19 protein-coding genes are annotated in these 26,719 nt (G+C 59.7%); 14 read left to right on the plus strand and 5 right to left on the minus strand.

What is annotated here, in order from left to right; genetic code table 11:
- The first annotated feature begins 208 nt into the window (after window positions 1-208).
- From ymfI to MTP42_RS01355, 9 genes are all read left to right on the plus strand, one after another.
- On the plus strand, window positions 209-1,114 hold the full coding sequence (ymfI, locus tag MTP42_RS01315; protein WP_249257788.1) for an elongation factor P 5-aminopentanone reductase: 906 nt from the start codon (window positions 209-211) through the stop codon (window positions 1,112-1,114).
- A gap of 79 nt (window positions 1,115-1,193) precedes the next feature.
- Window positions 1,194-2,579 (plus strand): RNA polymerase sigma factor, encoded by a 1,386-nt coding sequence (locus tag MTP42_RS01320; RefSeq protein ID WP_005930202.1) that lies wholly within the window; start codon window positions 1,194-1,196, stop codon window positions 2,577-2,579.
- Window positions 2,580-2,712: 133 nt separating this feature from the next.
- The gene (locus MTP42_RS01325) at window positions 2,713-3,381 is read left to right on the plus strand and encodes a DUF4830 domain-containing protein (RefSeq protein ID WP_207697503.1); all 669 of its coding nucleotides are present in this window, start codon (window positions 2,713-2,715) and stop codon (window positions 3,379-3,381) included.
- Between the two features lie 189 nt (window positions 3,382-3,570).
- Window positions 3,571-3,834, plus strand: coding sequence for an HPr family phosphocarrier protein (locus MTP42_RS01330; RefSeq protein ID WP_005930193.1), 264 nt, complete (start codon window positions 3,571-3,573; stop codon window positions 3,832-3,834).
- Between the two features lie 84 nt (window positions 3,835-3,918).
- Complete coding sequence (gene ptsP, locus MTP42_RS01335) at window positions 3,919-5,565, plus strand: phosphoenolpyruvate--protein phosphotransferase (RefSeq protein WP_005930190.1); 1,647 nt, start codon at window positions 3,919-3,921, stop codon at window positions 5,563-5,565.
- A gap of 231 nt (window positions 5,566-5,796) precedes the next feature.
- Window positions 5,797-6,984, plus strand: a complete 1,188-nt coding sequence (locus MTP42_RS01340) for a cation diffusion facilitator family transporter (RefSeq protein ID WP_005930187.1) — start codon at window positions 5,797-5,799, stop codon at window positions 6,982-6,984.
- Window positions 6,985-7,011: 27 nt separating this feature from the next.
- Complete coding sequence (locus tag MTP42_RS01345) at window positions 7,012-8,196, plus strand: pyridoxal phosphate-dependent aminotransferase (protein ID WP_249257789.1); 1,185 nt, start codon at window positions 7,012-7,014, stop codon at window positions 8,194-8,196.
- A gap of 80 nt (window positions 8,197-8,276) precedes the next feature.
- The gene (locus MTP42_RS01350) at window positions 8,277-9,488 is read left to right on the plus strand and encodes an NADP-dependent isocitrate dehydrogenase (RefSeq protein WP_117534187.1); all 1,212 of its coding nucleotides are present in this window, start codon (window positions 8,277-8,279) and stop codon (window positions 9,486-9,488) included.
- Window positions 9,489-9,595: 107 nt separating this feature from the next.
- The gene (locus tag MTP42_RS01355) at window positions 9,596-11,371 is read left to right on the plus strand and encodes a glycoside hydrolase family 2 protein (RefSeq protein ID WP_249257790.1); all 1,776 of its coding nucleotides are present in this window, start codon (window positions 9,596-9,598) and stop codon (window positions 11,369-11,371) included.
- 180 nt (window positions 11,372-11,551) lie between these two features.
- Here the strand turns inward: MTP42_RS01355 and MTP42_RS01360 are convergent, their stop codons facing one another.
- The 5 genes from MTP42_RS01360 to MTP42_RS01380 form a co-directional block, all read right to left on the minus strand.
- Window positions 11,552-12,664, minus strand: a complete 1,113-nt coding sequence (locus tag MTP42_RS01360) for a foldase (RefSeq protein WP_249257791.1) — start codon at window positions 12,662-12,664, stop codon at window positions 11,552-11,554.
- A gap of 175 nt (window positions 12,665-12,839) precedes the next feature.
- Window positions 12,840-16,301: a transcription-repair coupling factor gene (gene mfd, locus MTP42_RS01365; protein WP_249257792.1), complete on the minus strand. Its 3,462-nt coding sequence runs from the start codon at window positions 16,299-16,301 to the stop codon at window positions 12,840-12,842.
- A gap of 226 nt (window positions 16,302-16,527) precedes the next feature.
- The gene (gene pth / locus MTP42_RS01370; RefSeq protein WP_117505605.1) at window positions 16,528-17,106 is read right to left on the minus strand and encodes an aminoacyl-tRNA hydrolase; all 579 of its coding nucleotides are present in this window, start codon (window positions 17,104-17,106) and stop codon (window positions 16,528-16,530) included.
- A 140-nt stretch (window positions 17,107-17,246) separates the two neighbouring features.
- Window positions 17,247-17,768 (minus strand): hypothetical protein, encoded by a 522-nt coding sequence (locus MTP42_RS01375; RefSeq protein ID WP_097786471.1) that lies wholly within the window; start codon window positions 17,766-17,768, stop codon window positions 17,247-17,249.
- Window positions 17,769-17,792: 24 nt separating this feature from the next.
- Window positions 17,793-18,548 carry a DapH/DapD/GlmU-related protein gene (locus MTP42_RS01380; RefSeq protein WP_249257793.1) on the minus strand — a complete coding sequence of 252 codons (756 nt, stop codon included), beginning with the start codon at window positions 18,546-18,548 and terminating at the stop codon, window positions 17,793-17,795.
- Between the two features lie 377 nt (window positions 18,549-18,925).
- Between MTP42_RS01380 and ppdK the strand changes: the two genes are divergently transcribed.
- The 5 genes from ppdK (at window position 18,926) to MTP42_RS01405 (ending at window position 26,554) form a co-directional block, all read left to right on the plus strand.
- Complete coding sequence (ppdK, locus tag MTP42_RS01385) at window positions 18,926-21,592, plus strand: pyruvate, phosphate dikinase (protein WP_005930157.1); 2,667 nt, start codon at window positions 18,926-18,928, stop codon at window positions 21,590-21,592.
- A 245-nt stretch (window positions 21,593-21,837) separates the two neighbouring features.
- Complete coding sequence (locus MTP42_RS01390) at window positions 21,838-23,421, plus strand: C69 family dipeptidase (protein WP_249257794.1); 1,584 nt, start codon at window positions 21,838-21,840, stop codon at window positions 23,419-23,421.
- Between the two features lie 480 nt (window positions 23,422-23,901).
- Window positions 23,902-24,900, plus strand: coding sequence for an HAD family hydrolase (locus tag MTP42_RS01395; protein WP_249257795.1), 999 nt, complete (start codon window positions 23,902-23,904; stop codon window positions 24,898-24,900).
- 244 nt (window positions 24,901-25,144) lie between these two features.
- Complete coding sequence (locus MTP42_RS01400; protein WP_117948972.1) at window positions 25,145-25,588, plus strand: DUF4869 domain-containing protein; 444 nt, start codon at window positions 25,145-25,147, stop codon at window positions 25,586-25,588.
- A gap of 66 nt (window positions 25,589-25,654) precedes the next feature.
- Window positions 25,655-26,554: a hypothetical protein gene (locus MTP42_RS01405; RefSeq protein ID WP_249257796.1), complete on the plus strand. Its 900-nt coding sequence runs from the start codon at window positions 25,655-25,657 to the stop codon at window positions 26,552-26,554.
- Window positions 26,555-26,719 lie beyond the last annotated feature (165 nt).

Raw genomic sequence — 26,719 nt, forward strand, 5'->3', positions numbered from 1 at the left:
GGTTCCCACTTCCTTTTTTCGCCGAATTGTGTTATATTATTTAATGGTAACTTGTCGAAACCACTCGCACAGACCAGCGGGCTCGCCGCAGGACCGGCCTTGACCGGAAAGAGGAGCAGAGCGCAGCCCATGGGTGCGGTGGAGGGCGGGACCTTCCTGCCTGCGGGATTTTTTGCAGGCAGAGAACAAACGGCAGGAGGGCTGACTCTTGTACGATGATGAATTTGAATTGACCTTTGACCTGAGCGATGAGGACAAGGCATCCCGGGCCCCTGAGCCGGAACAGGAGCCGGTGCAGGAAGCTGTGCCGGAACCGGCCGCGGAAACAGAACCGGCAGCAGAAACGGAACTGCCGGTGGAGCCTGTGCCGGGACCGGCAGTCCCTGCGGCCAACGGGCGCTGCGTGCTGATCTCGGGCGGCGACCGGGGCATCGGAGCCGCGGCGGCCCGCGCTTTCTGGCAGGCGGGCTACCGGGTGGCGGTGCTCTATCACACCCACGCCGAGGCGGCGGCGGCGCTGGAAAAGGAGCTGCCGGGCCTGCTGGCGGTCCAGTGCGACGTGGCCTCCCGCGCCAGCTGTGAGGTGGCGTTCCACACCGTGGAGCAGGCTGTGGGCCATGTGGATGTGCTGGTGAGCAACGCGGGCATTGCCCAGCAGAAGCTGTTCACCGATATCACCCCGGAGGAGTGGCAGCACATGCTGGATGTGAACCTGAGCGGCGCGTTCCACCTGTGCCAGCTGGCCCTGCCGGGCATGATCCGCCGCAAGGCGGGCCGCATCCTGACCGTGAGCAGCATGTGGGGCCAGACCGGCGGCAGCTGCGAGGTGCATTACTCCGCTGCCAAGGCGGGCCTGATCGGCCTGACCAAGGCCCTTGCCAAAGAGGAGGGGCCCAGCGGCATCACCGTGAACTGCGTGGCTCCGGGTGTCATCGACACCGATATGATGGCTGCCTTTACGGCAGAGGATAAGGCTGCGCTGGCCGAGGAGACCCCCGTGGGCCGCCTGGGCAGCGCGGACGAGGTGGCGCAGCTGCTGGTGTTCCTGGCAGGCGAAAGCGCCGGTTACATCACCGGGCAGGTGTTCGGTGTGAACGGCGGCCTGGTGATTTGAACCATCCCGCAGCGGCAAAACTTATGATACGATATCACTTACGGCGCAGCCAGCGCCGCGGTGAAAAGGAGAGAGCGAAATGGGCATGACTTTGAAGGAACTGTTGACGAAGGGCGAAGGCACCCTGACGGCGGGCGAGGCCAAGACACTGGCTTCCCAGTGCCGGATGGATGTGGAAACGCTTTACACGCTTCTGGAGGAGCGCGGCATCAAAATTCTGGATGACGAGGCCGACGGTGACACCAGCCTGGATGTGGAAGGCATCATGGCAGAGGTGGAAAGTGCCGAGGCAAACAGCGATGAGCTGGGCCTGGGCGATGAAAATGAGGACGACCCGGCAGAGGAGAACCCCGCAGACCTGAAGGCTGCCATGGATGAGCTGCTGGATGACCCTGTGAAGAACTACCTCAAGCAGATCGGCCAGATCCCGCTGCTGAGCGCGGAGCAGGAAGTGGACCTGAGCAAGCGCATCCACGCCGGTGCCGAGGCTGCCCACATCCTTCAGGCCGACCGCCAGAAGTACGGCGCGCCTGAGTACATCAAAAAGAACAGCGCCCGCTTCTCGTTCGAGGAGGATGAGAACAGCCGGAGCTATACCGAAGATCTGGACGAGGACGGCAACACCAAGTCCAGCGAGGATGACGAGGAAAAGGCTGCCGAAGAGGAGGCCATGGAGGCCGTGGAGAACGGCCCCCTGACGGAGGAGCGCCGCCAGGAGCTGCTCAAGATCCGCCGCGACGGCCTGAACGCCCGCCGCAGCCTGAGCGAGGCCAACCTGCGTCTGGTGGTCTCCATCGCCAAGAAGCATGTCGGCCACAACCTGGCGTTCCTGGACCTGATCCAGGAGGGCAACATCGGCCTGATCAAGGCCGCCGAGAAGTTTGACTGTGACCGCGGCTTCCGCTTCTCCACCTACGCCACCTGGTGGATCCGTCAGGCCATCACCCGCGCCATTGCGGATCAGGCCCGCACCATCCGCATCCCGGTGCACATGGTCGAGACCATCAACCGGATGCGTCAGGCCACCAACCAGCTGGTCTACCAGAACGGCCACGAGCCCACCCCCGAGGAGCTGGCAAAGGCCATGGATATGAGCGTGGAGCGCGTGCGCGAGATCCAGCGCATGGCGCAGGAACCCGCCAGCCTGGAAAGCCCCGTGGGTGAGGAAGAAGATTCCTCCCTGGGCGATTTCGTGGCCGACGAGAACGCCGAGGCCCCCGGCAAGGCAGCAGACCGCGCCATGGTGGCCCAGCAGATCAATCAGGCCCTCAAGAGCCTGACCCCCCGTGAGGAAAAGGTCATCCGCCTGCGCTTTGGTCTGGACGATGGCCGCCCCCGCACGCTGGAGGAGGTGGGCCGCGACTTCGGTGTCACCCGTGAGCGTGTCCGCCAGATCGAGGCCAAGGCAATCCGTAAGCTGCACAGCCGCAAGTGCCTGGCCCTGCTGAACGGCCTGATCGAGTGATCCTGAACTTACCGCTATGAGAAAGAGCCCCCGCCGGTCTATTCCGGCGGGGGCTCTTTTGGTGGTGTCAAACATATTCTGCCTGCCCGCCCCATATATTCTTTTCAGAACAAAACGGGTGGGAGGGAACGGCATGTTTGTGGTAACGCTGAACAAGACGAGCTTGAAAAAGGTGGGGGCCGGTGCGCTCTGCTGTGCGCTGGTGATCTTCAGCGCCTTTCTGGGGCGGTACATCAGCACCCGCACGGTGGCAGCAGCGGCCGGGGTGAACCGGATCGAGAGCGCACAGGACATCCAGACCTGGTTCACGGGCTACGGGCTGGATGTGGACGGCACGTCCATCACGGCGGATAAGGTCAAGATCCCCCGCAAGTGGGACGACAGCTTTTCGGCCTTCAACGGGGTGGTGCAGCAAAGCGGAATGGATCTTATCCGCTACAAAGGGAAAACCGTAGAAAAGTGGACCGCCCTGATCCCGGCGGCCAGCAGCGGAGAGACCAGCCGTTACGGCGTGCTGCTGGTCTACCGCAAAAAGGCTGTGGGGGCCTACCTGCTGGAAAAGCCGTCAGGCACGGTGATCGGTCTGAAGGATGCCCAGACCGCAATGGCGCAGGCTGAGCAGCAGGATGCCCAGCAGGTGTCCGGTGAGGATTACAGCGGCGACTGGGGAGAGCGCCATGATGAGGAGCTGGGCGCGGCCGGGCAGAGCCAGCAGACCAGCGGGGAGCCGGACTCCGTGGTGCCCGAGGAGGCGCAGTACACCGACCTGCCCCTGGATGCCGAGGGGTATCCTGTCGAATGAATCCGGTGGAAAAATGGGGGCAAAACTTCTGTTCAATAGCACCAAAATTTCTGGCTAAAAATCAGCAATATGGAATGATGAAAAAATAACGAAGCGGGTTTATAATAATAGTAGCATCCCGCAGCAAAATCGGCTGCGTCCGGAGTGGCAGGACCGTCCGGATCTGAAACGGGATGAAGTAAGGAGAAAATGATTATGAAGGAATTCCAGTATACTGTTAAGGATGCATGCGGCATCCACGCTCGTCCGGCCGGTCTGCTCGTGAAGGTGGCCAAGGGCTTTGCCAGCACCGCTACCCTGGAAAAGGACGGCAAGAGCTGCGACCTGCGCAAGCTGATGGCTCTGATGGGCATGGGTGTCAAGCAGGGCGACACCGTGACCGTGAAGGTGGAGGGCGACGATGAGGCCGCCGCTGCCGAGGCCATTCAGAAGTTCCTGACCGAGAACGTCTGATCTTTGAATCTGCGGACAAAAGCCCTTGCGGGAGACCCTGCGGGGGCTTTTTCGCACTAAATTCTCAACAAAGGAGAGAGAACGATGCAGGTAGGAACCGGTAAAAGCATCCTGAACGGTATTGCCATCGGCAAGCTGAAAATTTACAAGAAAAAAGATACCGTGATCTCCACCGCCCAGGTCGCGGACACGGCGGCAGAGGAAGCCCGCTTTGAAGAGGCCCGGGCCAAGGCCATTGACCAGCAGACTGCCCTGTATGAAAAGGCACTGGCCGAGGCAGGCGAGGACATTGCCGAGGTGTTCAACATCCATGCCATGATGCTGGATGACGATGACTTTGTGGATGCCATCAAGGAGATCATCAACGGCCAGCACATGTGTGCGGAGTATGCTGTCAAGAAAGCGGGCGACAACCAGGCCGCCGTGTTTGCCGCCATGGACGACCCCTATTTACAGGCCCGCAGCGCCGATGTCATCGACATTGCCCAGGCCATGCTGGACATCCTGCAGGGCGTGGACAATGCCACCCTGCAGGGCACGGAGCCCAGCATTCTGGTGGCAGAGGATCTGGCACCCTCGGAGACGGTGCGGATGGACAAGAGCCTGCTGCTGGGCTTCATCACCCGGGAGGGCAGCTCCAACAGCCACACCGCCATCCTGGCCCGCAGCATGAACATCCCCGCCCTGATCCAGTGCAAGGAGATCCAGGAAGATTGGGACGGCAAGATGGCTGTGGTGGACGGCTACAACGCCTGCGTGTATGTGGATCCCACCCCCGATCTGCTGGAGAGCCTGAAAAAGCGCCAGCAGGAGGACCAGAAGAAGCTGGCCCTGCTGGCCGAGCTCAAGGGTAAGCCCAACACCACGCTGGACGGCAAGACCGTGCAGGTCTTTGCCAACATCGGCGGCATGAGCGATGTGGGCGCGGTCCAGCAGAACGACGCGGGCGGCGTGGGCCTGTTCCGCACCGAATTCGTCTACCTGAACTGCACGGATTACCCCACCGAGGAATACCAGTTCGAGGCCTACAAGCAGGTGCTGGAGAGCCTGGCCCCCAAAAAGGTAGTCGTGCGCACCTGTGATATCGGCGCGGACAAGACCGTGGACTACATGAAGCTCGACCACGAGGACAACCCCGCGCTGGGCTACCGCGCCATCCGCATCTGCCTGACCCGCAAGGATTTCTTCAAGACCCAGCTGCGGGCCCTGCTGCGCGCTTCTGCCTACGGCAACATGAGCATTATGTTCCCCATGATCACCAGTCTGCGGGAGCTGCAGGATGCCAAGGCCGTGCTGGAGGAGTGCAAGGCAGAGCTGACCGCCGAGGGCAAGAAGTTCAGCGACAAGATCGAGGTGGGCACCATGATCGAGACCCCCGCCGCGGTTCTGGTGGCGGATGATCTGGCCCAGGAGTGCGATTTCTTCTCCATCGGCACCAACGACCTGACCCAGTACACCTGCGCGCTGGACCGCCAGAACGCCAAGCTGGAGCCCTTCTTTGATCCCCACCACCCCGCTGTGCTGAAGGCCATCCGGATGACCATTGAGGCGGGCCACCGCCACGGCATCTGGGTGGGCATCTGCGGTGAGCTGGGCGCGGATACCGCCCTCACCGAGACCTTCCTGCGGATGGGCGTGGACGAGCTGTCCATGAACGCCAAGAGCATCCTGCCCGTGCGCAAGATCATCCGCGGCGTGGATCTGAGCAAGCCCTCTGCCAAGAATGTCTGAGTTCCCCTGACGGAACCGTAAAAGGGGCTGCTGCAGCGCTCTCTGCCAACCAAAGTGTTGGCAAAGGGGCGCGCGGCAGCTCTTTTTTGGTTACAACAAGAAGCAAATTCACAAAACTGCCGCCTGACAAGCCGCAGTTTCATGGGTGAACGCTTCACAACGGTAAAGCTGGGTGCTATACTATACCTAAGTCGTATTTTTTGAACGTACCTCTGGAGATGAAAGATAGATATGACACAATTCCTGATCCGCCGGTTCATCCGGCATCCCAATAACCCCCAGGACCCTGCTACCCGCACGGCCTACGGCAACCTTGCCAGCGGTGTGGGCATGGCCTGCAACCTGCTGCTCTGCCTGGGCAAGCTGCTGGCAGGCACCCTGTTCGGCTCCATCGCCATCATGGCGGATGCTTTGAACAACCTCTCGGACGCTTCGTCCAACGTGGTCAGCCTCATCGGTTTCCGGCTGGCCGCCAAGGCCCCGGATGCCGAGCATCCCTACGGCCACGCCCGCTATGAATATCTGGCCGGTCTGGTGGTCAGTGTGACCATCCTGGGCATCGGCTTTTCCCTGCTCAAGGAGTCGGTGGTCAAGGTGTTCCACCCCACCCCCGTGGCGTTCAGCTGGCTGAGCGTGGGCGTGCTGGCCGCATCCATCCTCGTCAAGCTCTGGATGAGCGGCTTCAACCGCACCATCGGCCGCACCATCGGCTCCGAGACCTTGATGGCCACCGCCGCCGACAGCCGCAACGACGTGCTGACCACCGGCGCGGTGCTGATCTCCACCGTGGTCTGCAGCCTGACGGGCTGGGCGCGGCTGGACGGCATCATGGGCGTGGCCGTGGCAGCCTTCATCCTCTGGTCGGGCTGGGGGCTGGTCATGGACACCCTGAGCCCCCTGCTGGGCGAGAGCCCCAGCCCGGAGCTGGTGGAGCACATTGAGCAGACGGTCATGGGCTACCCCGGCGTGCTGGGGATGCACGACCTCATGGTGCACGATTACGGCCCGGGGCATCAGTTCGCCTCCCTCCACATCGAGTTCCCGGCAGAGACCGACCCCCTCAAGGCCCACGATGTCATCGACAACATCGAGAACGATTTTATAAAGCGGGACGGCCTGCAGGTGACCATCCACTATGACCCCATCGTCACCACCGATGCGGCGGTGGGCGTGCTGCGCACCCGCCTGATGGAAAAGGCCCGCCAGCTCGACCCCTGCCTTTCGATCCACGACCTGCGCATCGTGCCGGGTGATACCCATACGAATGTCCTGTTCGATCTGGAGTTTCCGGCGGGCTATACCGGGAACAAGGACGAGATGCTGGCCGCCATGTGCCAGTTCGTCCATGAGCAGGACCCGAAATACAGCTGTGTGGTGAAAGTAGAGCAGAGCTATGCGTCTGCTGCCCACGAAAAATAAATTTGTGTTTTAGAGGGGAAGGAACTTATGCTGAACGAGACTTACCGCGGGATGCTGGCCCACAAGAGCGTCATCCGCGAGACCTTTATGTACGGCAAGCAGCGCGCGGCCCAGATCGGTTACGAGAACGTGTTTGATTACTCGCTGGGCAACCCCAGCGTGCCCTGCCCGGAGCGGTTCACCGCCGCCATGCAGGAGCTGCTGGCACAGGAGGACCCGGTGGCCCTGCATGGCTACTGCCCCAGCCAGGGCGACCCGGAGTTCCGCACCGCCGTGGCGGCCCACCTGAACAGGACCTTCGGCCTGCCCTATGCGCAGAAGGATATCTTCCCCACCACGGGCGCGGCGGGTGCCATTGCCCACGCTGTACGCGCCGTGACCCGGCCCGGGGATGAGGTGCTGACCTTTGCCCCCTACTTTCCGGAGTACGGCCCCTATGTGGAGGGCACCGGTGCCCATCTCAGGGTGGTGCCGCCCCAGGCCCCGGCCTTCCAGCCCAATCTGGAGGCCTTTGAGCAGATGCTGACCGAGAAGGTCACCTGCGTCCTCATCAACACCCCCAATAACCCCACCGGTGTGGTCTACTCTGCCGACACCCTGACCCGGCTGGCGGAGATCCTGACCGAGAAGAGCCGGGCCTACGGCCACAACATCTTCCTTGTCAGCGACGAGCCCTACCGGGATATCGCCTTTGACGGCAGGACCGTGCCCTACCCGGCAGCGTTCTACCCCCACACCCTGACCTGCTTCTCCTTCTCCAAGAGCCTGAGCCTGCCCGGTGAGCGCCTGGGCTACGTGGCCGTGCGCCCCGGCTGCGAGGGCGAGGAGGTGCTGGTGGATATGATGGCCCAGATCTCCCGCTTTACCGGCCACAACTGCCCGCCCAGCATCATCCAGCGCGCCGTGAGCCGCTGCCTGGATGTGACCAGCGACCTGAGCGTCTACGAGACCAATATGGATCTGCTTTACAACAAGCTGAAAGCGCTGGGCTTTGAGGTCGAGCGGCCCGGCGGCACCTTCTATCTCTTCCCCAAGGCGCTGGAGGAGGATGCCAACGCTTTCTGCCGCAAGGCCCGGGAATTTGACCTGCTGCTGGTGCCCAGCGATACCTTTGGCGTAACGGGCTATGTCCGCCTTGCCTACTGCATCGACACCGAAAAGGTAAAGCGCAGCCTGCCCGCGCTGGAAAAGCTGGCGGCCGCATATCAATAAAGCCGAACCTCCCGGCAGAGCATCTGGCAGTGCCGCCGGGGGTCACAGTATTTTTTGAAACAGAGGAAAGGGAAACTGTTATGGAAAAGATCAAGATGACCACGCCGCTGGTGGAGATGGATGGCGACGAGATGACCCGTGTGCTCTGGAAGATCATCAAGGAGGAGCTCATCCTGCCCTTTGTGGATCTGAAGACCGAGTACTACGATCTGGGCCTGCCCAACCGGGATGCCACCCAGGATCAGGTGACCATGGATGCCGCCCTTGCCAACAAGAAGTATGGCGTGGCAGTCAAGTGCGCCACCATCACCCCCAACGCCCAGCGCGTGGAGGAATACCACCTGCACCAGATGTGGAAAAGCCCCAACGGCACCATCCGCGCCGTGCTGGACGGCACCGTGTTCCGCGCGCCGATCATGATCGACAGCATCAAGCCGGTGGTCAGGAACTGGACAAAGCCCATCACCATTGCCCGCCACGCCTACGGCGACGTGTACAAGTGCACCGAGTTCCGCATCCCCGGCCCCGGCAGGGCGGAGCTGATCTACACCGGCGACGACGGCTCCCGGCAGGCCGCCACGGTCTACAACTTCGAGTGTGCCGGTGTCCTGCAGGGCCAGTACAACAAGGACACCTCCATCTACAGCTTTGCCCGCAGCTGCTTCAACTACGCACTGGAAAGCAAACAGGATCTCTGGTTCGGTGCCAAGGACACCATCTCCAAGAAGTATGACCACACCTTCAAGGACATCTTCCAGGAGGTGTACGATGCCGAGTACCGGGAAAAGTTCGAGGCCGCAGGCATCACCTATTTCTACAGCCTGATCGATGACATCGTGGCCCGTGTCATCCGCAGCGAGGGCGGATTTGTCTGGGCTTGCAAGAACTACGACGGCGACGTGATGAGTGATATGGTCTCCACCGCCTTTGGCTCGCTGGCCATGATGACCAGCGTTCTGGTCAGCCCGGACGGCAACTATGAGTACGAGGCTGCCCACGGCACCGTGACCCGCCACTACTACAAGTACCTCAAGGGCGAGGCCACCTCCACCAACCCCATGGCCACCATCTTTGCCTGGAGCGGTGCCCTGAAAAAGCGCGGTGAGCTGGACAGCCTGCCCGCGCTGGTCCGGTTTGGCGAGGCGCTGGAGGCCGCCAGCCTGCAGACCCTCAATGACGGCATTATGACCAAAGATCTCTGCGGCCTGGCGGAGGGCATCACCCCCACCCAGGTGAACAGCGAGGAATTTATCCAGGCCATCCGCACCCGGCTGGAAGCAAAACTGGCATAAGCGCTGCATCACGGCCCCTGCCCCGGAACCCCGGCGGCGGGGGCTTTTTGCGCCTATACAAGGCGGTTGGCCTGTGCTACAATGGGAGCAGAAAAGGCGGTGACAGTATGCAGCATCATCCTCTGCCCGAATACCCCCGCCCGGCCCTGCGGCGGGACAGCTACGAGAACCTGAACGGCCTGTGGCAGTACGCCATCACCGGCTCTGCCGGGCTGCCCGCAAAGTGGGACGGCGACATTCTGGTGCCCTACTCCCCGGAGACGAAAGCCTCCGGCGTGAGGCGCACCCTGCAGCCCGGGGCGTGGCTCCACTACCACCGGAGCTTTGTGCCCCCGGCGGGCACCGGCGGGCGGGTGCTGCTCCACTTCGGGGCCGTGGACTATGCCTGCGCCGTGCAGGTCAACGGCCATCTGGTGGGGGGCCACCGGGGCGGCTACTGGCCCTTTGCACTGGATATCACCGATGCGCTGAACCATGCCGGCCATGACAGGCTCTGGGTGGCGGTGCAGGACCCCACCGGCACCGGCGTGCAGGCCCGGGGCAAGCAGACCCTCCGGCCCGGCGGGATGTTCTACCCGGCCCAGAGCGGCATCTGGCAGACCGTCTGGCTGGAGCGGGTGCCGGAAAACTACATCACGGAGCTGACCGTCACCCCGGACTATGATGCCCGCACCGTGACCGTGAAAGCCCATACTTCCCTGCCCGGCGGGGCGGCGAACCTGTGGGCCGTGATGCGGGCCGGGGGCGTGACCATTGCCGAGGACTGGGGCAGCGACGAGGCCGACCGGGACGGTGCGGTGACCCTGCACATCCCGGAGGAGCATTTCTTCCCGTGGAGCCCGGACAGCCCGTTTTTGTACGACCTGACTGTGGGCACCACGCAGGGAGAGGAGGAGCAGCGCGACACCGTGCACAGCTACTTTGCCCTGCGCAAGTGGAGCTGTGCGCCGGATGCCCACGGGATCATGCGCTTCTGCCTGAACGGCAAGCCCATCCTGCTCAACGGCCTGCTGGATCAGGGCTACTGGCCCGAGGGCCTGTACACCCCGCCCAGTGATGGGGCAGTGGTGCGGGAACTGCAGACCATAAAAGAGCTGGGGTTCAACCTTCTGCGCAAGCACGCCAAGATCGAGCCGCAGCGCTGGTATTACCACTGCGATAAGCTGGGCCTCATCGTCTGGCAGGACATGGTGAACGGCGGCGGGCCCTACAAGCTCTGGTTCGTGACCTACCTGACAAACGTGTTCCAGCCGCTGCTCCGCCGCCTGCCCGACGCAAGGCCCCTCTGGGGCCTGCTGGGCCGCGAAACGGAAGCGGGCAGGGAAGAATATGCCCGGGAGCTGGAAGCCACGGTAAAGGCCCTGCAGTGCCACCCCTGCGTGGGCTGCTGGGTGCCCTTCAATGAGGGGTGGGGGCAGTTCGATGCCGCCGGGGCCGTGGAGGCCGTCCGCAGGCTGGACGATACCCGCCTTGTGGACGAGGCCAGCGGCTGGTACGATCAGGGCGGGGGAGATGTGGATTCCCTGCACAACTATTTCTACCCGCTCCGGGTCAGGCCCCGGAGCCGGGTGGTGGCCCTGAGCGAATACGGCGGCATTGCCTGGCCCATGCCCGGCCATGAGCCGCCCCGCAGGGCGTACGGCTACGGCACGGCAAAGAGCCGGGCCGAGCTGACCGCCCGCTGGAAAAAGCTGCAATTGGAAACGGTGCTCCCCCAGCTGAAAAAGGGGCTTTCGGCCCTGGTGTACACCCAGGTGAGCGATGTGGAGGACGAGGTGAACGGCCTGTTTACCTACGACCGCGCCGCCATCAAGCCCGACCCCGCCGCTGTGCGTGCTGTGAACCAGGCGCTGGAAGCGGCGTTTGAGAAGACCGTAGAATAAAAAAAGAAGGCTGTTACCCTGTAACTCCCTCAGTCACGGCTTCGCCGTGCCAGCTCCCTCTCGGAGGGAGCCTTGGCGTAACGGTGAACGGTGAAAGCCTCCCTCTCAGAGGGAGGCGGCATCGCGTCAGCGATGACGGAAGGAGTTTGGGCAACAGCCTTTTTGCATATCAATAAAAACTTAGTTGGTGCTGCTGTTCACGATCTTGGAAGCGGGCATCCTGTTCATGGCGGAGCTGCTCAGGTTGTGCTCCAGAGAAGCACCGTAGGCGGTCAGCGCCTCGGAGAGCTCCTCCCCCTTCATATCGTTGAGCACCTGTCCGCGCAGGTCATCCAGCGCCTTCAGGCTCAGCGGGTCGAGCCGCAGGGCGGCCATCAGGGCGTAGCTGTTGTACTTCACAGCCGCTGCCTGCCCGATGGACAGGCCCCGGATGGTGTCGGCGGCACCCTCTGCGGTAAAGGCAGAGGTCACGGTGCTGTCCCCAATCAGTTCCAGAGAAGGTGCAGTGGAATCGGAGGAATAGGTGGAGCCCAGCACGGCGTAGACCTCCGGCAGAGCGGAGGTCACCACGCCGGAGAAGTAGCCCAGCAGCGTGCTGCTGTCGGCGGCAGCAGCGGCGTTGGTCTGGTCCACAGCAGCCTGGGTCAGGGCCAGCATCTGGGTGATCTGGTCGTCATCGGCAGAGGCATAGGTGCTGGTGTTGTAGAGTGGGATGGTGTAATAGGCCAACTCGTACATGTTGTTCTCCAGATGGCTGGTCAGGTCGGCATCCGACACCGGGGTCTCGCCGTCCACGCCGTAGACCAGCTCCAGCAGGTCGCTGCTCTTGATGAGGATGCGCTCAAACCGCTGGACGGTGTTCAGGCCGATGCCGTTGGCCTTGTAGGTGTCACCGTACTGCTCCATCAGCTGGGAGGCGTAGCTGTCGGCCTGTGCTTCCTCTTCTGCGGTCAGCTGGCCGCCCAGCTCCTCAAAGCGGGTCTCGATGGCGGCGTAGGTCTCAAGGTTCTCCATGGTTTTCTGGCTCACATAGTCGCTGACAGTGGCGGTCTCGCCGCTGTCGGCATCCACGGTGATGGTCTGCTTCAGGAAGGCCTTCACATCGGTAGCATCCTGCTCCGAGGTGGCCAGATCGGCGGCCTTCTGGTAAGCGTCGTACTGGGCCAGCAGATACAGGCCCGAGGTGATGTCCACCGTGCCGATGGTGCCCACCGAATCCGGGGTGGAGCCGCAGGCGGCAAGGGAAAATACCATTGCCACGGCGGCAAGAAGTGCGATCAGTTTCTTTTTCATTGTTATGCTCCTGTCGTTCGGATCGCCCGCCCTCTCCGTCAGCGCAAGCGCGCTGCCACCTCTCCCAAGGGGAGAGGCTTTGGCAATTCCCCGCAAGGTCTTGGGGAGCCGCCAGAGGCTCCCCCTTTGGGGGAGCTGGCAAAGCCTATTGGCTTTGACTGAGAGGGTGAGGCCGTTAATCTTTCAAAATATCCTGCATCGCCCGGAGGATGCTCTGCAGCAGCTCCAGCGGCTTTTCCTCTTTTTGCAGGGTGACGGAGAGGTAGGGCTTTGCGCCGGCCCCGGTGACAACGCGGCCGTTGAAGGCCACCAGCAGGCCCTGGATCATCCGGAGGTCCAGCTGCTCCACCTGCAGCACCAGAGTGTCCTTCTTCTGGGTCACCTCGTACACGCCCACGGCGGTGGCCTGCACCCGCGCCAGCGAGACATTGACCAGATCGCTGACCGAGGGCGGCGGGTCGCCGTAGCGGTCGATGAGCTCGTCCAGCACATCGGCGGCATCCTCGGGGGTCTGGATGGCTGCGATCCGCTTGTAGGCTTCAATGCGGCCCGGCCCGTCGGCAATGTACGTTTCGGGGATGTAGGCATCCACCCGCAGGTCGATCAGGCACTCGCTCTTGTCGCGCTGCACAGGCTCGCCCTTGGCCCGGGCGATGGCCTGCCCCAGCATCTTCACATAGAGGTCGTAGCCCACGGCCTCCATGTGGCCGTGCTGGCTGTGGCCCAGCAGACTGCCTGCGCCGCGGATCTGGAGATCGCGCATGGCGATGCGGAAGCCGGAGCCGAAGGCCGTGAACTCCCGGATGGCGGAAAGCCGCTTCTGGGCGATGTCGGTCAGGGTCTTGTCCCGCCGGAAGGTGAAGTAGGCGTAGGCTTTGCGGCCGGAGCGGCCCACCCGGCCCCGGATCTGGTACAGCTGGGCAAGGCCCATCCGGTCAGCATCCTCAATGATAAGGGTGTTGCAGTTGCGCACATCGATGCCCGTTTCGATCAGGGTGGTGCAGACCAGAATGTCGATCTCGCCGTTGAGCAGATGCTGCCAGACCGGGTTCAGCTCCTCCTCGGTCATCTTGCCGTGGGCAATGCCCACCCGGGCACCGGGCACCAGCTGGCTGACATGGGCGGCGGTGGACTCGATGTTGTCCACCCGGTTGTGCAGGTAGTACACCTGACCGCCCCGGGCCAGCTCCTTCTTCATGGCTTCGGCAAGGATGACATCGTTGTACTCCAGCACAAAGGTCTCCACAGGCTGGCGCTCAATGGGCGGCTGCTCGATGGTGGACAGGTCGCGGATGCCGCTCATGGCCATGTTCAGGGTGCGGGGGATGGGCGTGGCCGAGAGGGTCAGCATATCCACGCCGATGAAGTTTTCCTTCAGCTTCTCCTTGTGTTTCACGCCGAACCGCTGCTCCTCATCGATGATGACAAGGCCCAGGTCGTGGAAGCGCACATCCTTGGAGAGCAGGCGGTGGGTGCCCACCACGATGTCCACGCTGCCGGACTGCAGGCCCCGCAGGGTCTCCTTTTGCTGTTTTGCGGTACGGAAGCGGGAGAGCATCCCGATCTTCACCGGGAAGGCCTCCATCCGGGAGAGCAGGGTGTTGTAGTGCTGCCAGGCCAGCAGAGTGGTGGGGGCCAGAAGGGCGCACTGCTTGCCGCCCATCACGCACTTGAAGGCCGCGCGCAGGGCAACTTCGGTCTTGCCCACGCCCACGTCGCCGCAGAGCAGGCGGTCCATCGGGTAGGGCTTTTCCATATCCTGCTTGATCTCGGCGGTGGCGTGGAGCTGGTCGTCGGTCTCATCGTACTCAAAGCGGGTCTCGAAATCGTTCTGCCAGTCGCCGTCGGGCGGGAAGGCGTATCCCTGGGCCTGCCTGCGCCGGGCGTACAGCTCAATGAGCTCCTGGGCCATCTCCTCGGTGGCCTTTTTTACCTTGGCGCGGGTGCGCTGCCATTCGGCACCGCCCAGCTTGGCCAGCTTCACCTTTTCCTCGTCGCCGGGGGCGGTGTAGCGGCTGAGCAGGTCCAGCTGGGTGACGGGCACATAGAGCACATCGGAGCCGGAATACTGGATCTTCAGGTAATCCTTGATGGCACCCTGCACTTCCAGACGCTGGATGCCCGCGTACATGCCGATGCCGTGGCTCTGGTGCACCACATAGTCCCCGGGCTTGATGTCTGAAAGGCTGGACAGGGCGTTTTTGTTCTTTTTGCGCTTTTTGTTCTCGGCGGCGGCTTCTTCATCCAGCCCGTGCCGCCGGGAGGAGATGACCGCCGTGTGGGCAAAGGGGAAGGTGCAGCCTGCGGTCAGGTGGCCGGGCAGTACCTGCACGATGCCCTTGGCCGGGCGCACGTCCCGGCTCATGCTCACGGAGTAGCCCTTGTCCGTCAGGTCCCGGGTCAGGGCGGCGGCACCCTTGGGAGTGCCGGAGAAGAGGGTAACGGCATAGCCCTGGGCGATCAGCGGGTCAAGATCCTCCCGCAGAGAGGCCAGGTCGCCGCCCCAGTTGGGGGCCGCAAAGACCTCCACGTTGATGAGGTCCTTCAGCTTGAACTCGTTCATCCCCCGCAGGAAGTTCTCACACAGCAGGGTGCTCTGTTTCTGGGCCGCAATGGCAAGGTCGTCCATGGTCTGGTAGAGCACGTCCAGCCCCGGGCAGAGCACGCCCTCCTCCAGCAGACCGGTCAGCTCCTCGCCCCGGCGGTACTCGGTGGCCTTCTGGGCATCCCGGATGCCGCCCACCTCGTCCAGCACAAAGATGGGGCTGTCCAGATGGTCCAGCAGGGTGGCGGGCTGCGGGTAGCGGATGCCGTAATACTTGTCCATGGCTTCGGGCATCAGGCCGGAATCCAGCTGAGCAAGGTCGGCCTCTGTGGCCTTTTCCATGGCGGTGCGTTTTTTGCCCCGCGCCTTTTTGATGGCTCCGCGCAGAGCCTCGGCCGTCTCGGCGGTGTTGCCAAACAGCACCTCGCGGGCGGGGGAGAGGTAGATCTTTTCCAGACTGCCGTCCCGGCGCTGGGTCAGCAGGTCGAAGGAGGCCAGCGAATCGATCTCATCGTCCCAGTATTCCACACGGGCGGGTTGGTGCATGTCCGGCGCGTAGATGTCCACGATATCGCCGCGCACGCTGAACTGGCCCGGGCCGTCCACCTGACTGCGCCGGACGTACCCGGCGGCAAAGAGCCGCGCCACCAGCGCTTCCCGGTTGTAGACCATGCCGGGCTTGAGGGTGAGGGTGTTCCGCAGGAACTCATCCCGGGGCACCGTGTATTGCAGCAGCGCCTCGGCGGGCACGCAGACGGCGTTCAGCCGCCCGCCCGCCAGCGCGCCCAGCACCGACAGGCGGCGGTACTCGTATTCGCGGCCCGCGCCCTCCACTGGCCGCAGCATAAAGTCCCGGGGCGGGAACACCGCCGCGGTCAGGCCCAGCGCCTTGAGGTCGTCCGCAAAGTGGGTGGCCTCGGCCTCGCCGGGGGTCACGATGCAGACCAGCCGTCCCAGATCCTTCTGCAAAGCGGCGTACAGCAGGGCACGGCCCGCAGGCGGCAGGCCGAACAGCGCCGCCGGGCCCGGGGTGTGCAGGCTCTCCGCGATCTTCTGATATTCCGGTGTGCTTTTCAGCAGCGCTTCGTACATGGTTCTCCCTCCTTTTGTCAGCATCCTCACCCTCTCAGTCCGCCTGACGGCGGCCAGCTCTCCCGAAGGGAGAGCCTTTGGCAAATCCGGTCAGGCTGGAGCGGGGCGGCAGGGAGTTTCCCAAAGCAAGTGTCCGCTGGGGTGGGACCCTGCTGCCGCAGGCAGTAGGGCGGGCGATGGAATGGCCCGAATCACTTGCGTGGGAAAGCTCCCAACGGCCTGCGGGTTACCCGTTATACTTGCTCTGTGCCAGCCCCAGCTTCCCATCCATAATGAGCTTGGCCGCTGCCTCCAGGTCGGGGTAGCGGTCAGCCATGGCCTTGGCGTCCTCGGGCGGGAACTTGCCCAGCACCCAGTCGGCAAGGTCATAGTCCGGGCGGGGCTTGGCACCCACGCCGATGCGGATGCGGGGGAAGTTCTCCCCGCCCAGCCGGGCAATGATGCTCTTCAGGCCGTTGTGCCCGCCTGCCGAGCCGGAGGGCCGGATGCGCAGCTTGCCGGGGGCCTGGGTGATATCGTCGCACAGGACGATGACGTGGTCAGCAGGGATCTTGAAAAAGCCCGCCAGCGGGGCGATGGAATCGCCGGAGAGGTTCATGTAGGTCAGGGGTTTCAGCAGCACCACCTTGTGGCCGTCCACCTCGCCCTGGCCCCACAGGCCCTGAAACTTGGTTTTGCTGACGCTGATGCCCCATTTGCCCGCCAGAGAGTCCAGCGCGGCAAAGCCCGCGTTGTGGCGGGTGCCCTCGTATTTTGCTTCCGGGTTGCCAAGGCCCGCGATCAGCCAGATGTCGTTTGCATTCATAGTTGTGGTTTTGCCTTTTCTTTTTTGCTTAAAATAATGTGTGGTACAGTTCTTTAGTATAACATACGCGCGCGCAAAAAGATATACATTATAAGCAAAAAATGCCCCCGTGCCGCAGGGCACAGGGGCAAAAGGGTTTATTACAGGTTCAGCGTGATGGCAGAGGCCTTCCAGCGGCCCTCCTCCTTCACCATGGTGATGGTGCCGGATACCTGCGCGGCGGCGGTGCTGTCCGTAGCGGTCAGCAGGGCGGCGGAAAAATCGTAGCAGTTTTCTGCCCCGGCGCGCTTTTTCAGGGTGAGGTCGCTGGGCACCAGCTTGTCGCCGGACTGCCCTGCCAGCGCGGTGATGCGGGTGGGCAGACGGTTCGCCATGATTTTGTTCAGGCAATCGGCAGTCATGGCATCGCCCAGCTGCGCCTGAAGGAAGGCGTACAGCCCATCGGTGTCCACAGCAGCAAGCCCCGGTTCACTGCCGGAGGGCGCAGCGGCGTCCACGGCCTGCTCCACGGCAGAGGAACAGGAGAGCAGCTGCTGCACCACGAACTCCGCCTGCTTTTTGGCGGGGTCGCTGCGCAGGCGGGTCAGGGCGAACACGGCGGCAACAGCCGCGAAGAAAAGGACAAGGCACAGTGCCTGCTTGCGAAAACTTTCAGACTTCATACGTAGCTCCCTTCCGGCAGAGCGTTACTTGCTCTGCTCGTTTTCCAGCTTCTGCTTTTTGGCGATGTAGGCTTCCATCTTGGGCTCTGCCCAACCGTCCAGATTGGTCTGGCGCTCCCGGGCAATGCCCAGTGCCTGGGCGGGCACATCCTTGGTGATGGTGCTGCCTGCGGCGGTGTAAGCGCCGTCGCCCACCTTGACCGGAGCCACAAGGTTGGTGTTGCAGCCGATGAAGCAGTAATCGCCGATCTGGGTGCGGAACTTATCCTTGCCGTCGTAGTTGCAGGTGACGGTGCCGCAGCCGAAGTTGCAGTACTTGCCCACATCGCTGTCGCCGATGTAGGTCAGGTGGCTCACGGTGTTGCCCCGGGCAAAGTTGGAGTTCTTGGTCTCCACATAGGCACCCAGATGCACGCCGTAGTCGGTGACAGTGTTCACCCGCACATGGGTGAAGGGACCGATGTTGTTATGGGGGCCCAGATGGCTGCCGTAGACCTGGCTGGCGTTGACGGTGGTGCCCTCATCCACGGTGCTGTCCTCGATCAGGGTATTGGGGCCGATGACGCAGCCTGCGCCGATGACCGTCTTGCCGCGCAGGATGGTGCCCGCCAGAATGGTGGCTCCCGGGGCGATGACAACGCCATCCTCGATCTGGACGGTACGGCTCTCAATGTTCACGCCGTTGGCGATGTGAAAAAGCAGGATGTTCTCGCGCCGGCTTTCGGCAGCGTCCAGTTTGGCGCGTGCTGCGGCCAGAGCTTCGTTGGAAATGGTTTCCATAAATAGTGTCCCTCCTTGGGAAGGTGTGGTATTTTGTTGTATCCATGAGGGAGAAATTCCGGCCCGTTCCGCAGGTGGAATTCCACCGGAAATTTCAATGGATAACAGCATGTATCCCAGATGCGGAAAAATGGCTTTGCAAAACAAAAAACCTCTCGAACTTTCTCCCATTTTATAATAGCGGAAAATTGGGTAAATTTCAAGGGAATTGCACAAAATTTATCAAACAAATTCGGTGTTTTGCCCGGTGGCAACGTGGGAATTTTCTGGTATAATAGTTTAGCATTCACAAGACAATGTTCATCAGCTTTGAGAAAAAAGTGCGATGAGACCGCCGGGCGTGGCACCGGGGGTCACCAAATGGGAGGTAAACACGCATGAGCAAAAAGTATCTGTACTACTTCAGCGAGGGCAACGATGCCTTCGGCGGCGACAAGGTCACCATGAAAAATACTCTGGGCGGCAAGGGTGCCGGTCTGGCAGAGATGACTGCTGCCGGTATGCCGGTTCCCCAGGGCTTCACCATCACCACGGATGCCTGCACCCAGTACTATGCAGACGGCCGTCAGATCAATGACGATATCACCGCTGACATCTTCGAGCATCTCAAGGGTCTGGAAGAGATCACCGGCAAGAAGTTCGGCGACAACACCAACCCCCTGCTGGTCTCTGTCCGTTCCGGTGCCCGTCAGTCCATGCCCGGCATGATGGACACCATCCTGAACCTGGGCCTGAACGATGAGGCTGTGGAAGGTCTGGCCAAGAAGACCGGCAACGCCCGCTTCGCATACGACTGCTACCGCCGTTTCGTGCAGATGTTTGCAGACGTCGTTATGATGGTTCCCAAGAGCCTGTTCGAGGTCGAGATCGACAAGATGAAGGAAGCCAAGGGCGTCAAGAACGACGTGGACCTGACGGCTGACGACCTGAAAGAACTGGTCGGTGTATTCAAGAAGATCTACGAGGAGAACGAGGGCAAGCCGTTCCCCCAGGATCCCCGCGATCAGCTGATCGAGGCTGTCAAGGCTGTGTTCCGCAGCTGGGACAACCCCCGTGCTAACGTTTACCGCAAGATGAACGAGATCCCCTACGAGTGGGGCACCGCTGTCAACGTGCAGCAGATGGCATTCGGCAACTCCGGCGACCGTTCCGGCACCGGCGTTGCATTCACCCGTGACCCCGCCACCGGCGCAAAGAAGCTGATGGGCGAGTACCTGATCAATGCACAGGGCGAGGACGTTGTGGCAGGTGTCCGCACTCCTTCTCCCATCAGCCACCTGAAGGATCAGATGCCTGAGGTGTACGATCAGTTCGTTGAGATCGCAACCCGTCTGGAGAACTACTTCCGCGATATGCAGGATATGGAGTTCACCATTGAGGACGGCCACCTGTACATGCTGCAGACCCGTAACGGCAAGCGTACCGCACAGGCCGCTCTGCAGATCGCATGCGACCTGGTGGACGAGGGCATGATCACCGAGCAGGAAGCTGTCCTGCGCGTGGAGCCCAAGCAGCTGGATACCCTGCTGCATCCCCAGTTCGATGCCGCTGCCCTGAAGGCTGCCGAAGTCGTCGGCAAGGGCCTGGCAGCTTCTCCCGGTTCCGCCTGCGGCCAGATCGTCTTTACTGCTGAGGAAGCAGAGGAGATGGTCAAGTCCGGCAAAATGAAGAAGGTGGTTCTGGTCCGTCTGGAGACTTCTCCCGAGGACATCGTGGGCATGCAGGTGTCTCAGGGCATTCTGACCGTCCGCGGCGGCATGACCAGCCACGCAGCCGTTGTTGCCCGTGGTATGGGCACCTGCTGTGTCTCCGGCTGCGGCAACGACAACGAGGTCAAGATCGATGAGGAGGCCAAGACCTTTGAGATCAACGGCCACAAGTTCGTTGAGGGCGACTGGATCTCCATCGATGGTTCCACCGGCAACATCTACGGCGAGCAGGTCGCAACCGTGGCCGCTACCGGCAACAAGAACTTCAACCGCTTCATGGGTTGGGCAGATGCAGCTCGTCAGCTGCTGGTTATGACCAACGCCGATAACCCCCGTGACGCACAGCAGGCCGTTGACCTGGGTGCTGAGGGCATCGGCCTGTGCCGTACCGAGCACATGTTCTTTGCTGAGGACCGCATCAAGGCTGTCCGTGAGATGATCTGCGCCCGTACCGTGGAAGAGCGCGAGGCCGCTCTGGCCAAGGTCGAGCCGTTCCAGCAGGGTGACTTCGAGGCCATGTACCGCATCATGGGTGAGCGCCCGATGACCATCCGCTACCTGGATCCCCCTCTGCACGAGTTCCTGCCCACCAAGGACGAGGACATCAAGGAGCTGGCTGCCGATATGGGCATGACCTTCGATGACCTGAAGAACGTGGTTGCTTCTCTGCACGAGTTCAACCCCATGATGGGTCACCGCGGCTGCCGTCTGGCTGTCACCTATCCTGAGATCGCAGCAATGCAGACCCGCGCTGTGATCAAGGCTGCCCTGAACGTCTCCGCTGAGACCGGCTGCATGATCACCCCGCACATCATGATCCCGCTGGTCGGCGAGGTCAAGGAGCTGAAGTTCGTCAAGGACGTTGTGGTCAAGGTCGCTGATGAGCTGATCGCTGCTGCTGGCGTTGACATGAAGTATCAGGTCGGTACCATGATCGAGATCCCCCGTGCAGCCCTGACTGCCGGCGAGATCGCCAAGGAGGCTGAGTTCTTCAGCTTCGGCACCAACGACCTGACCCAGATGACCTTCGGCTTCAGCCGTGATGACGCTGCCAAGTTCCTGGGCGCTTACTACGAGAACAAGATCTACGAGAGCGATCCGTTCCAGCACCTGGATCAGATCGGCGTGGGCAAGCTGGTCAAGATGGCTGCCCACGACGGCCGCGAGACCCGTCCCGACCTGGGCCTGGGCATCTGCGGCGAGCACGGCGGCGACCCCACGAGCGTTGAGTTCTGCCACAATGTTGGTCTGGACTACGTCAGCTGCTCTCCCTTCCGTGTGCCCATTGCACGCCTCGCCGCTGCGCAGGCTGCCATCAAGAACCCCCGCAAGTAATTGCGTAAGCGCTTGAAAAAGCACAAATAATGCAAGTGAACCGCCCCGGTTTCCGTAACAGGAGATCGGGGCGGTTTTTTGCGCTCACGGAGGGGTAGATGAAAAACGCAGTATGAATATATACCATATAAAAACGAATATATGCTAAAATTTCGGGAAAATACTTGCATTTTCATTAAAATGGGTGTATTATAACACCTGCCGACGAAATGCCGACAATCAACAAGAGAGGGATCGATACTATTATGTCTTTGAAGAAGAAAATTGCTGCGGCTTTCATCGCCTGTGCGATGACGCTTGCCGTGGTTCCTTCCGCCTTCGCCTGCACGGCACTCTATGTCGGCAGCGACCTCACCGAGGATGGCACCACCATGTTTGGCCGGATCGAGGATCTGGGCACCAACGATTACAACAAGCTGTTCAACATCAGCCCCGCCGGGAAGCACACCGCGGGCGAGGTGTACGAGGGCTGCTACGGCTTTACCTACACCTTCACCCACGACAGCTACCGCTACACCGCCCGCCGGGACGACAACGGTCTGGGTGTCTGCCCGGACTGCGACAGCACCCACGAGCACACCCCCTATGAGGAGGCTGGCACCAACGAGAAGGGTGTCATGGTCTCTGCCACCGAGTCTCTCTACGGCACCGACGCCGTGCTGAGCGTAGACCCCTATGTGGACAACGGCATTGAGGAAGCCGAGATCACCACGGTGCTGCTGAGCGAAGCTTCCACGGCCCGCGAGGGTGTTGCTCTGCTGACCTCCATCTACGACAACGCCGGTGCAGCCGGCGGCTCCGGCGTGTTCATTGCCGACCAGAACGAGACCTGGTTCGTGGAGAACCTGACGGGCCACACCTACCTTGCCCTGAAGCTCTCCTCCAGCGTGGTCTTCATGCAGCCCAACATCGCCGCTATGGGCAAGATCGATCTGGATGACACCGACCATGTGGTGGCCTCTGCCAACCTGATCTCCGTGGCCCAGAAGGCCGGTACCTTTGTGGGCGACGCCGCTGCCAATGTCATCGATCTGGATGCCTCCTACAACGGCGACATCACATCGGACCGCATGGCAGCCGGCCTGAACTACCTGTACGGCACCGACACCTTTACGAAGGACAACTACAGCGAGACCGACTTTGCTATCAGCAACGTCGGCGAGAACGGTGCCATCGTCCCGGTCTACTCCAACATCCAGCTGACCAAGAAGTTCTCGGTGGAGGATTCCATCCACTTCTTTCAGACCGAGCCCATCGGCAAGACGGGCAATGTGGAGACTCATCTGTTCCAGGTGAGCACCACCGGCGATCTGAACACCGCCATTACCGAGTGGACCGCTTTTGACGACGACGTGTACAACGCCTTCGTCCCTTACTATCCGATGCTGACCACCGACACCGCAGATGTCTACAAGGTCTCGGTCCATAAGGTCACCCGCTCCGACGAGCAGCCCACCGAGGGCATCTGGTATCAGGATGCCAAGGGCCGCTACTACACCTACCCGGACGACTGGACCGACTCCTTCTACGGCGTGCGTGATGCCCTCTCCAACCTGCTGACCTACGGCAGCAATGGCAATCAGGTCACCGCAAAGGATCAGGCTGCAGCCAAGGCCAGCTACGCCGCGCTCCAGCAGGAGATCATGGCCGACTACGCCGATATGAAGGCCGCCGTTGCCGCCGCCGACACGCTTGAGGCCAAGCAGGCTGCCGCCACCAACGCCAGCAATGCCATGAGCCAGAAGGTGTACAACACCACCCTGAAGATGTACAATAAGCTCCAGGCCAAGACGGCCGCCCGGGCATGGGTCAGCTCTCTGCTGCACTGAGGCTTTGCAGCGCCTGAGGCGTTTCCCATAAAACCGCAGCGCCCCCGGTTTCCATGACAGGAAGCCGGGGGCGCTTTGTGCGTGACTGCTCCTTGCAAACGCCGCCATTCGTTCTATATGACAAGGCAAAACTGCCGGAATTCTATTTGCAGGAAGAAAATTTGGAGAAGATCATTGCGGAGATGGGGTAAAACACACTGGAAATTCACAAATGGCGTATCATTGCTTCTCCAAACGCTCTGTAATTTTGGCACCCGCCCAGGCTGCGATTAAAAGTCCAAGGAAATCAGGTTTTTTCTATGGCATAGATAGTTTAAAAGTGAAATGAGTCCCTTGACTTCTGTAATGGAAGTCAAGGGACTTTTTGATGTGCTGCTATTTTGTGCGAGACTCTTTTACATACGCGCCCCCTTGTTTTTTGTCGATTTTTACACTAAAATGAAAAGTAATAAACCAACGTAAATAAAGGAGGGACTCTAAATGTCCGAAAATGCAAGACAAGAAGTTGTAACTCAAAAGCCGCGCATGGCAATATGCTATGACTTCGATAAAACTCTTTCTCCCGATGATATGCAGTCGTTCACATTGATTCCCTCACTTGGAATGAGACCTGAGGATTTTTGGCCAGAGTCCAATCAACTTGCAAAAGACAACCTTATGGACAACAATCTCGCTTGGATGTATCAGCTTGTTGTCAAGTCTAAAGCTCTTAGAAAACCCCTCAGTCGTAGCTACTTCAACCAGGTAGGAAAGGACGTTCCCTTATACAATGGAGTGGATACGTGGTTTGAACGGGTGAATCAGTACGGTGAGGAAAATGGTATTGAAGTTCATCATTACATCATATCGTCCGGGCTGAAGGAGATTATTGAAGGAAGTAATATCGCCCAGTATTTCAGCCGCGTCTATGCATCGTCGTACCTGTATTCTGCGGATGGTGTTGCCGAATGGCCAGCACAGGCCGTAAACTATACCAATAAGACTCAATTCATATTCCGGATTGCCAAAGGAATCTTTGAAGAGTACGATGAGAGAGTAAACGATAGTGTGCCTGAGTCTGCCCTTGTTACTCCATATGAGAATATCGTCTATATTGGAGACAGTGCTACAGATATCCCTTGTATGCGCCTTGTGAAGAGCAAGAGCGGTTATTCAATTGGTGTTTTCGACCCTGAAAAGAACAAGCGTGAGAAAGTATATCAACTGTTCAATGATGGTCGAATCAATTTTTATGCACCGGCTGACTACTCCGAAGATTCCGAACTGTTTAAGTATATCAAACTAGTTATCGGACAGATTTCTATTAACGAAGGAGTCAAAACAGAACAACGAACTCTGAAAAATCCGGCAGAGACATACAATTTATACATTACTATGCAATCGTTAGCAGACCATATGAAGTCTGCTGTTTCCCCCAGAGAGTACCAGAAGCTTCAACGGGAGCTTAATAAGCTCCAACATCAAATCGAAGGAATCTAAAACGCTGTGAGCCTTTCATGCGTTCTGAGAGAGAAAACCTTTCTTTTGGTGGTGAAAATTATTTTCTGCTGATACGAAATATTGTGATTGCACATTGAAAAAATAGGAATCGACTGAAATTTGCACAGTGTAATAAAAGGCTCTTGGCTTCTGTAATAGGAGGTCAAGAGCCTTTTACGGCTTGTTTTGTGAGCAGAAAGAAGGTACAATAATAGCAAATGACTCACATCTGCGAGGTGATACCATGCTGAACATCTACTTTGGGGATATGCCAGAAGCAGTCTACAATACGTCGGTTTATTTCAACTACACTTATGAGGATGAATGGCTGACTTCTGATTTCGCAAAAGAAGTTATCAAAAAAATTGACAAATCCAATGTTCTGGGGCCTCATGCAATCGAAAGCCCGGTTTTAGGTGTAATTCCGCCGGAGAACCTGTCTGGCGGCACGAAAACGCTTCTGTTGATGGCAAATGATCCGGAAAAGGTATTCAATGCCTCGACTTGCGGTGACAACTGCGCACCCTTTATTCTCAAATTAGCTAAGAAAAAAGACCTGACGATCAATCTACGTCACCTGATGGATTTTGGAAAGAAAAAATTCCCTGTGGATGTAAAAGTTTTGAATACAGGTGATGTGGTGCACAACATGGAAGAATTGATGCCGATTGCATTCGAGTTCGTATGAGGCTATAAAATGAAGGGTAAACATAAAATCGAAGTTCGGAGCAAACGAATAGTTTTTACCATAGAATTGGAACGCAACATCACGATTCTGCGCGGTGACAGTGCAACAGGCAAGACGACGCTGGTTGAGATGCTGAGTGCCTATGAGAACTATGGCAGAAAAAGCGGCATTACGATCGTCTGTGACAAAACGTGCAGAGTCCTGTCCGGTGCGCTCTGGGAGGCTCAACTGAAAGACATTCAGGATGCTATCGTGTTCGTGGACGAAGGCAGCACTTTTGTTTCAAGCCTTGACTTTGCCCGTGCGATTCAGAAAACGGACAACTACTATGTGCTTGTGACGAGAGAAGATTTGAGTACCCTGCCGTACAGCGTAAATGCAATTCTGGAGCTGAAAAAGACGACCAGCCGATTTAAGCGGACCTATAATAAAGCATACCCCATTTACGATTCTCTGTCCGCCAGCGATGTGGAGCTGGGAAGCGTTGAGAAGCTTCTGACAGAGGATGCAAATTCCGGGTATCAGCTGTTTACAAAAGTCGGCGAGAAATACGGAATTGTCTGTATCCCTGCGGCAGGCAAAGATAACATCAAACAGAAGATCTTCCCAATGAAATCCGAGAAGGTTCTGGTAATTGCGGACGGTGCTGCGTTTGGCCCGCAGATGAACGACATTTATCGCCTGATGCAGGAGGACAACGCAAAGTTCAGCTTGTACCTGCCGGAATCGCTGGAATGGCTGCTTCTGAAAGCAGATTTGCTCGGACAGCCGGACATTATTGAAATCCTGCAACATCCGGCAGATTTCATCGAGAGCAGCGAATTCTTCAGTTGGGAGCGGTTCTTTACCAACTTGCTGGAACAGCGGACGAAAGACATTTCCTATATGCGGTATGACAAGGCAAAACTGCCGGAATTCTATTTGCAGGAAGAAAATCTGGAGAAGATCATTGCGGAGATGGGCTAAGATACACTGAAAAACTACAAATAACATATCATCGTTACTCCGAACGCTCTGTAATTTTGGCACCCGCTCAGGCTGCAATCAAGAACCCCCGCAAGTAATTGCGTAAGCGCTTGAAAAAGCACAAATAATGCAAGTGAACCGCCCCGGTTTCCGTAACAGGAGATC

Origin of the sequence: Faecalibacterium sp. I2-3-92, from assembly GCF_023347315.1 — a bacterium.
In the GTDB taxonomy this organism is placed as follows: domain Bacteria; phylum Bacillota; class Clostridia; order Oscillospirales; family Ruminococcaceae; genus Faecalibacterium; species Faecalibacterium duncaniae.

Excerpts from the sequence above, each read along its gene's own strand:
- MTP42_RS01320 (WP_005930202.1), top strand. The coding sequence starts at position 1,194 with ATGGGCATGACTTTGAAGGAACTGTTGACGAAGGGCGAAGGCACCCTG.
- MTP42_RS01325 (WP_207697503.1), top strand. The coding sequence starts at position 2,713 with ATGTTTGTGGTAACGCTGAACAAGACGAGCTTGAAAAAGGTGGGGGCC.
- MTP42_RS01330 (WP_005930193.1), top strand. The coding sequence starts at position 3,571 with ATGATTATGAAGGAATTCCAGTATACTGTTAAGGATGCATGCGGCATC.
- ptsP (WP_005930190.1), top strand. The coding sequence starts at position 3,919 with ATGCAGGTAGGAACCGGTAAAAGCATCCTGAACGGTATTGCCATCGGC.
- MTP42_RS01340 (WP_005930187.1), top strand. The coding sequence starts at position 5,797 with ATGACACAATTCCTGATCCGCCGGTTCATCCGGCATCCCAATAACCCC.
- MTP42_RS01345 (WP_249257789.1), top strand. The coding sequence starts at position 7,012 with ATGCTGAACGAGACTTACCGCGGGATGCTGGCCCACAAGAGCGTCATC.
- MTP42_RS01350 (WP_117534187.1), top strand. The coding sequence starts at position 8,277 with ATGGAAAAGATCAAGATGACCACGCCGCTGGTGGAGATGGATGGCGAC.
- MTP42_RS01355 (WP_249257790.1), top strand. The coding sequence starts at position 9,596 with ATGCAGCATCATCCTCTGCCCGAATACCCCCGCCCGGCCCTGCGGCGG.
- MTP42_RS01360 (WP_249257791.1), bottom strand. The coding sequence starts at position 12,664 with ATGAAAAAGAAACTGATCGCACTTCTTGCCGCCGTGGCAATGGTATTT.
- mfd (WP_249257792.1), bottom strand. The coding sequence starts at position 16,301 with ATGTACGAAGCGCTGCTGAAAAGCACACCGGAATATCAGAAGATCGCG.
- pth (WP_117505605.1), bottom strand. The coding sequence starts at position 17,106 with ATGAATGCAAACGACATCTGGCTGATCGCGGGCCTTGGCAACCCGGAA.
- MTP42_RS01375 (WP_097786471.1), bottom strand. The coding sequence starts at position 17,768 with ATGAAGTCTGAAAGTTTTCGCAAGCAGGCACTGTGCCTTGTCCTTTTC.
- MTP42_RS01380 (WP_249257793.1), bottom strand. The coding sequence starts at position 18,548 with ATGGAAACCATTTCCAACGAAGCTCTGGCCGCAGCACGCGCCAAACTG.
- ppdK (WP_005930157.1), top strand. The coding sequence starts at position 18,926 with ATGAGCAAAAAGTATCTGTACTACTTCAGCGAGGGCAACGATGCCTTC.
- MTP42_RS01390 (WP_249257794.1), top strand. The coding sequence starts at position 21,838 with ATGTCTTTGAAGAAGAAAATTGCTGCGGCTTTCATCGCCTGTGCGATG.
- MTP42_RS01395 (WP_249257795.1), top strand. The coding sequence starts at position 23,902 with ATGTCCGAAAATGCAAGACAAGAAGTTGTAACTCAAAAGCCGCGCATG.
- MTP42_RS01400 (WP_117948972.1), top strand. The coding sequence starts at position 25,145 with ATGCTGAACATCTACTTTGGGGATATGCCAGAAGCAGTCTACAATACG.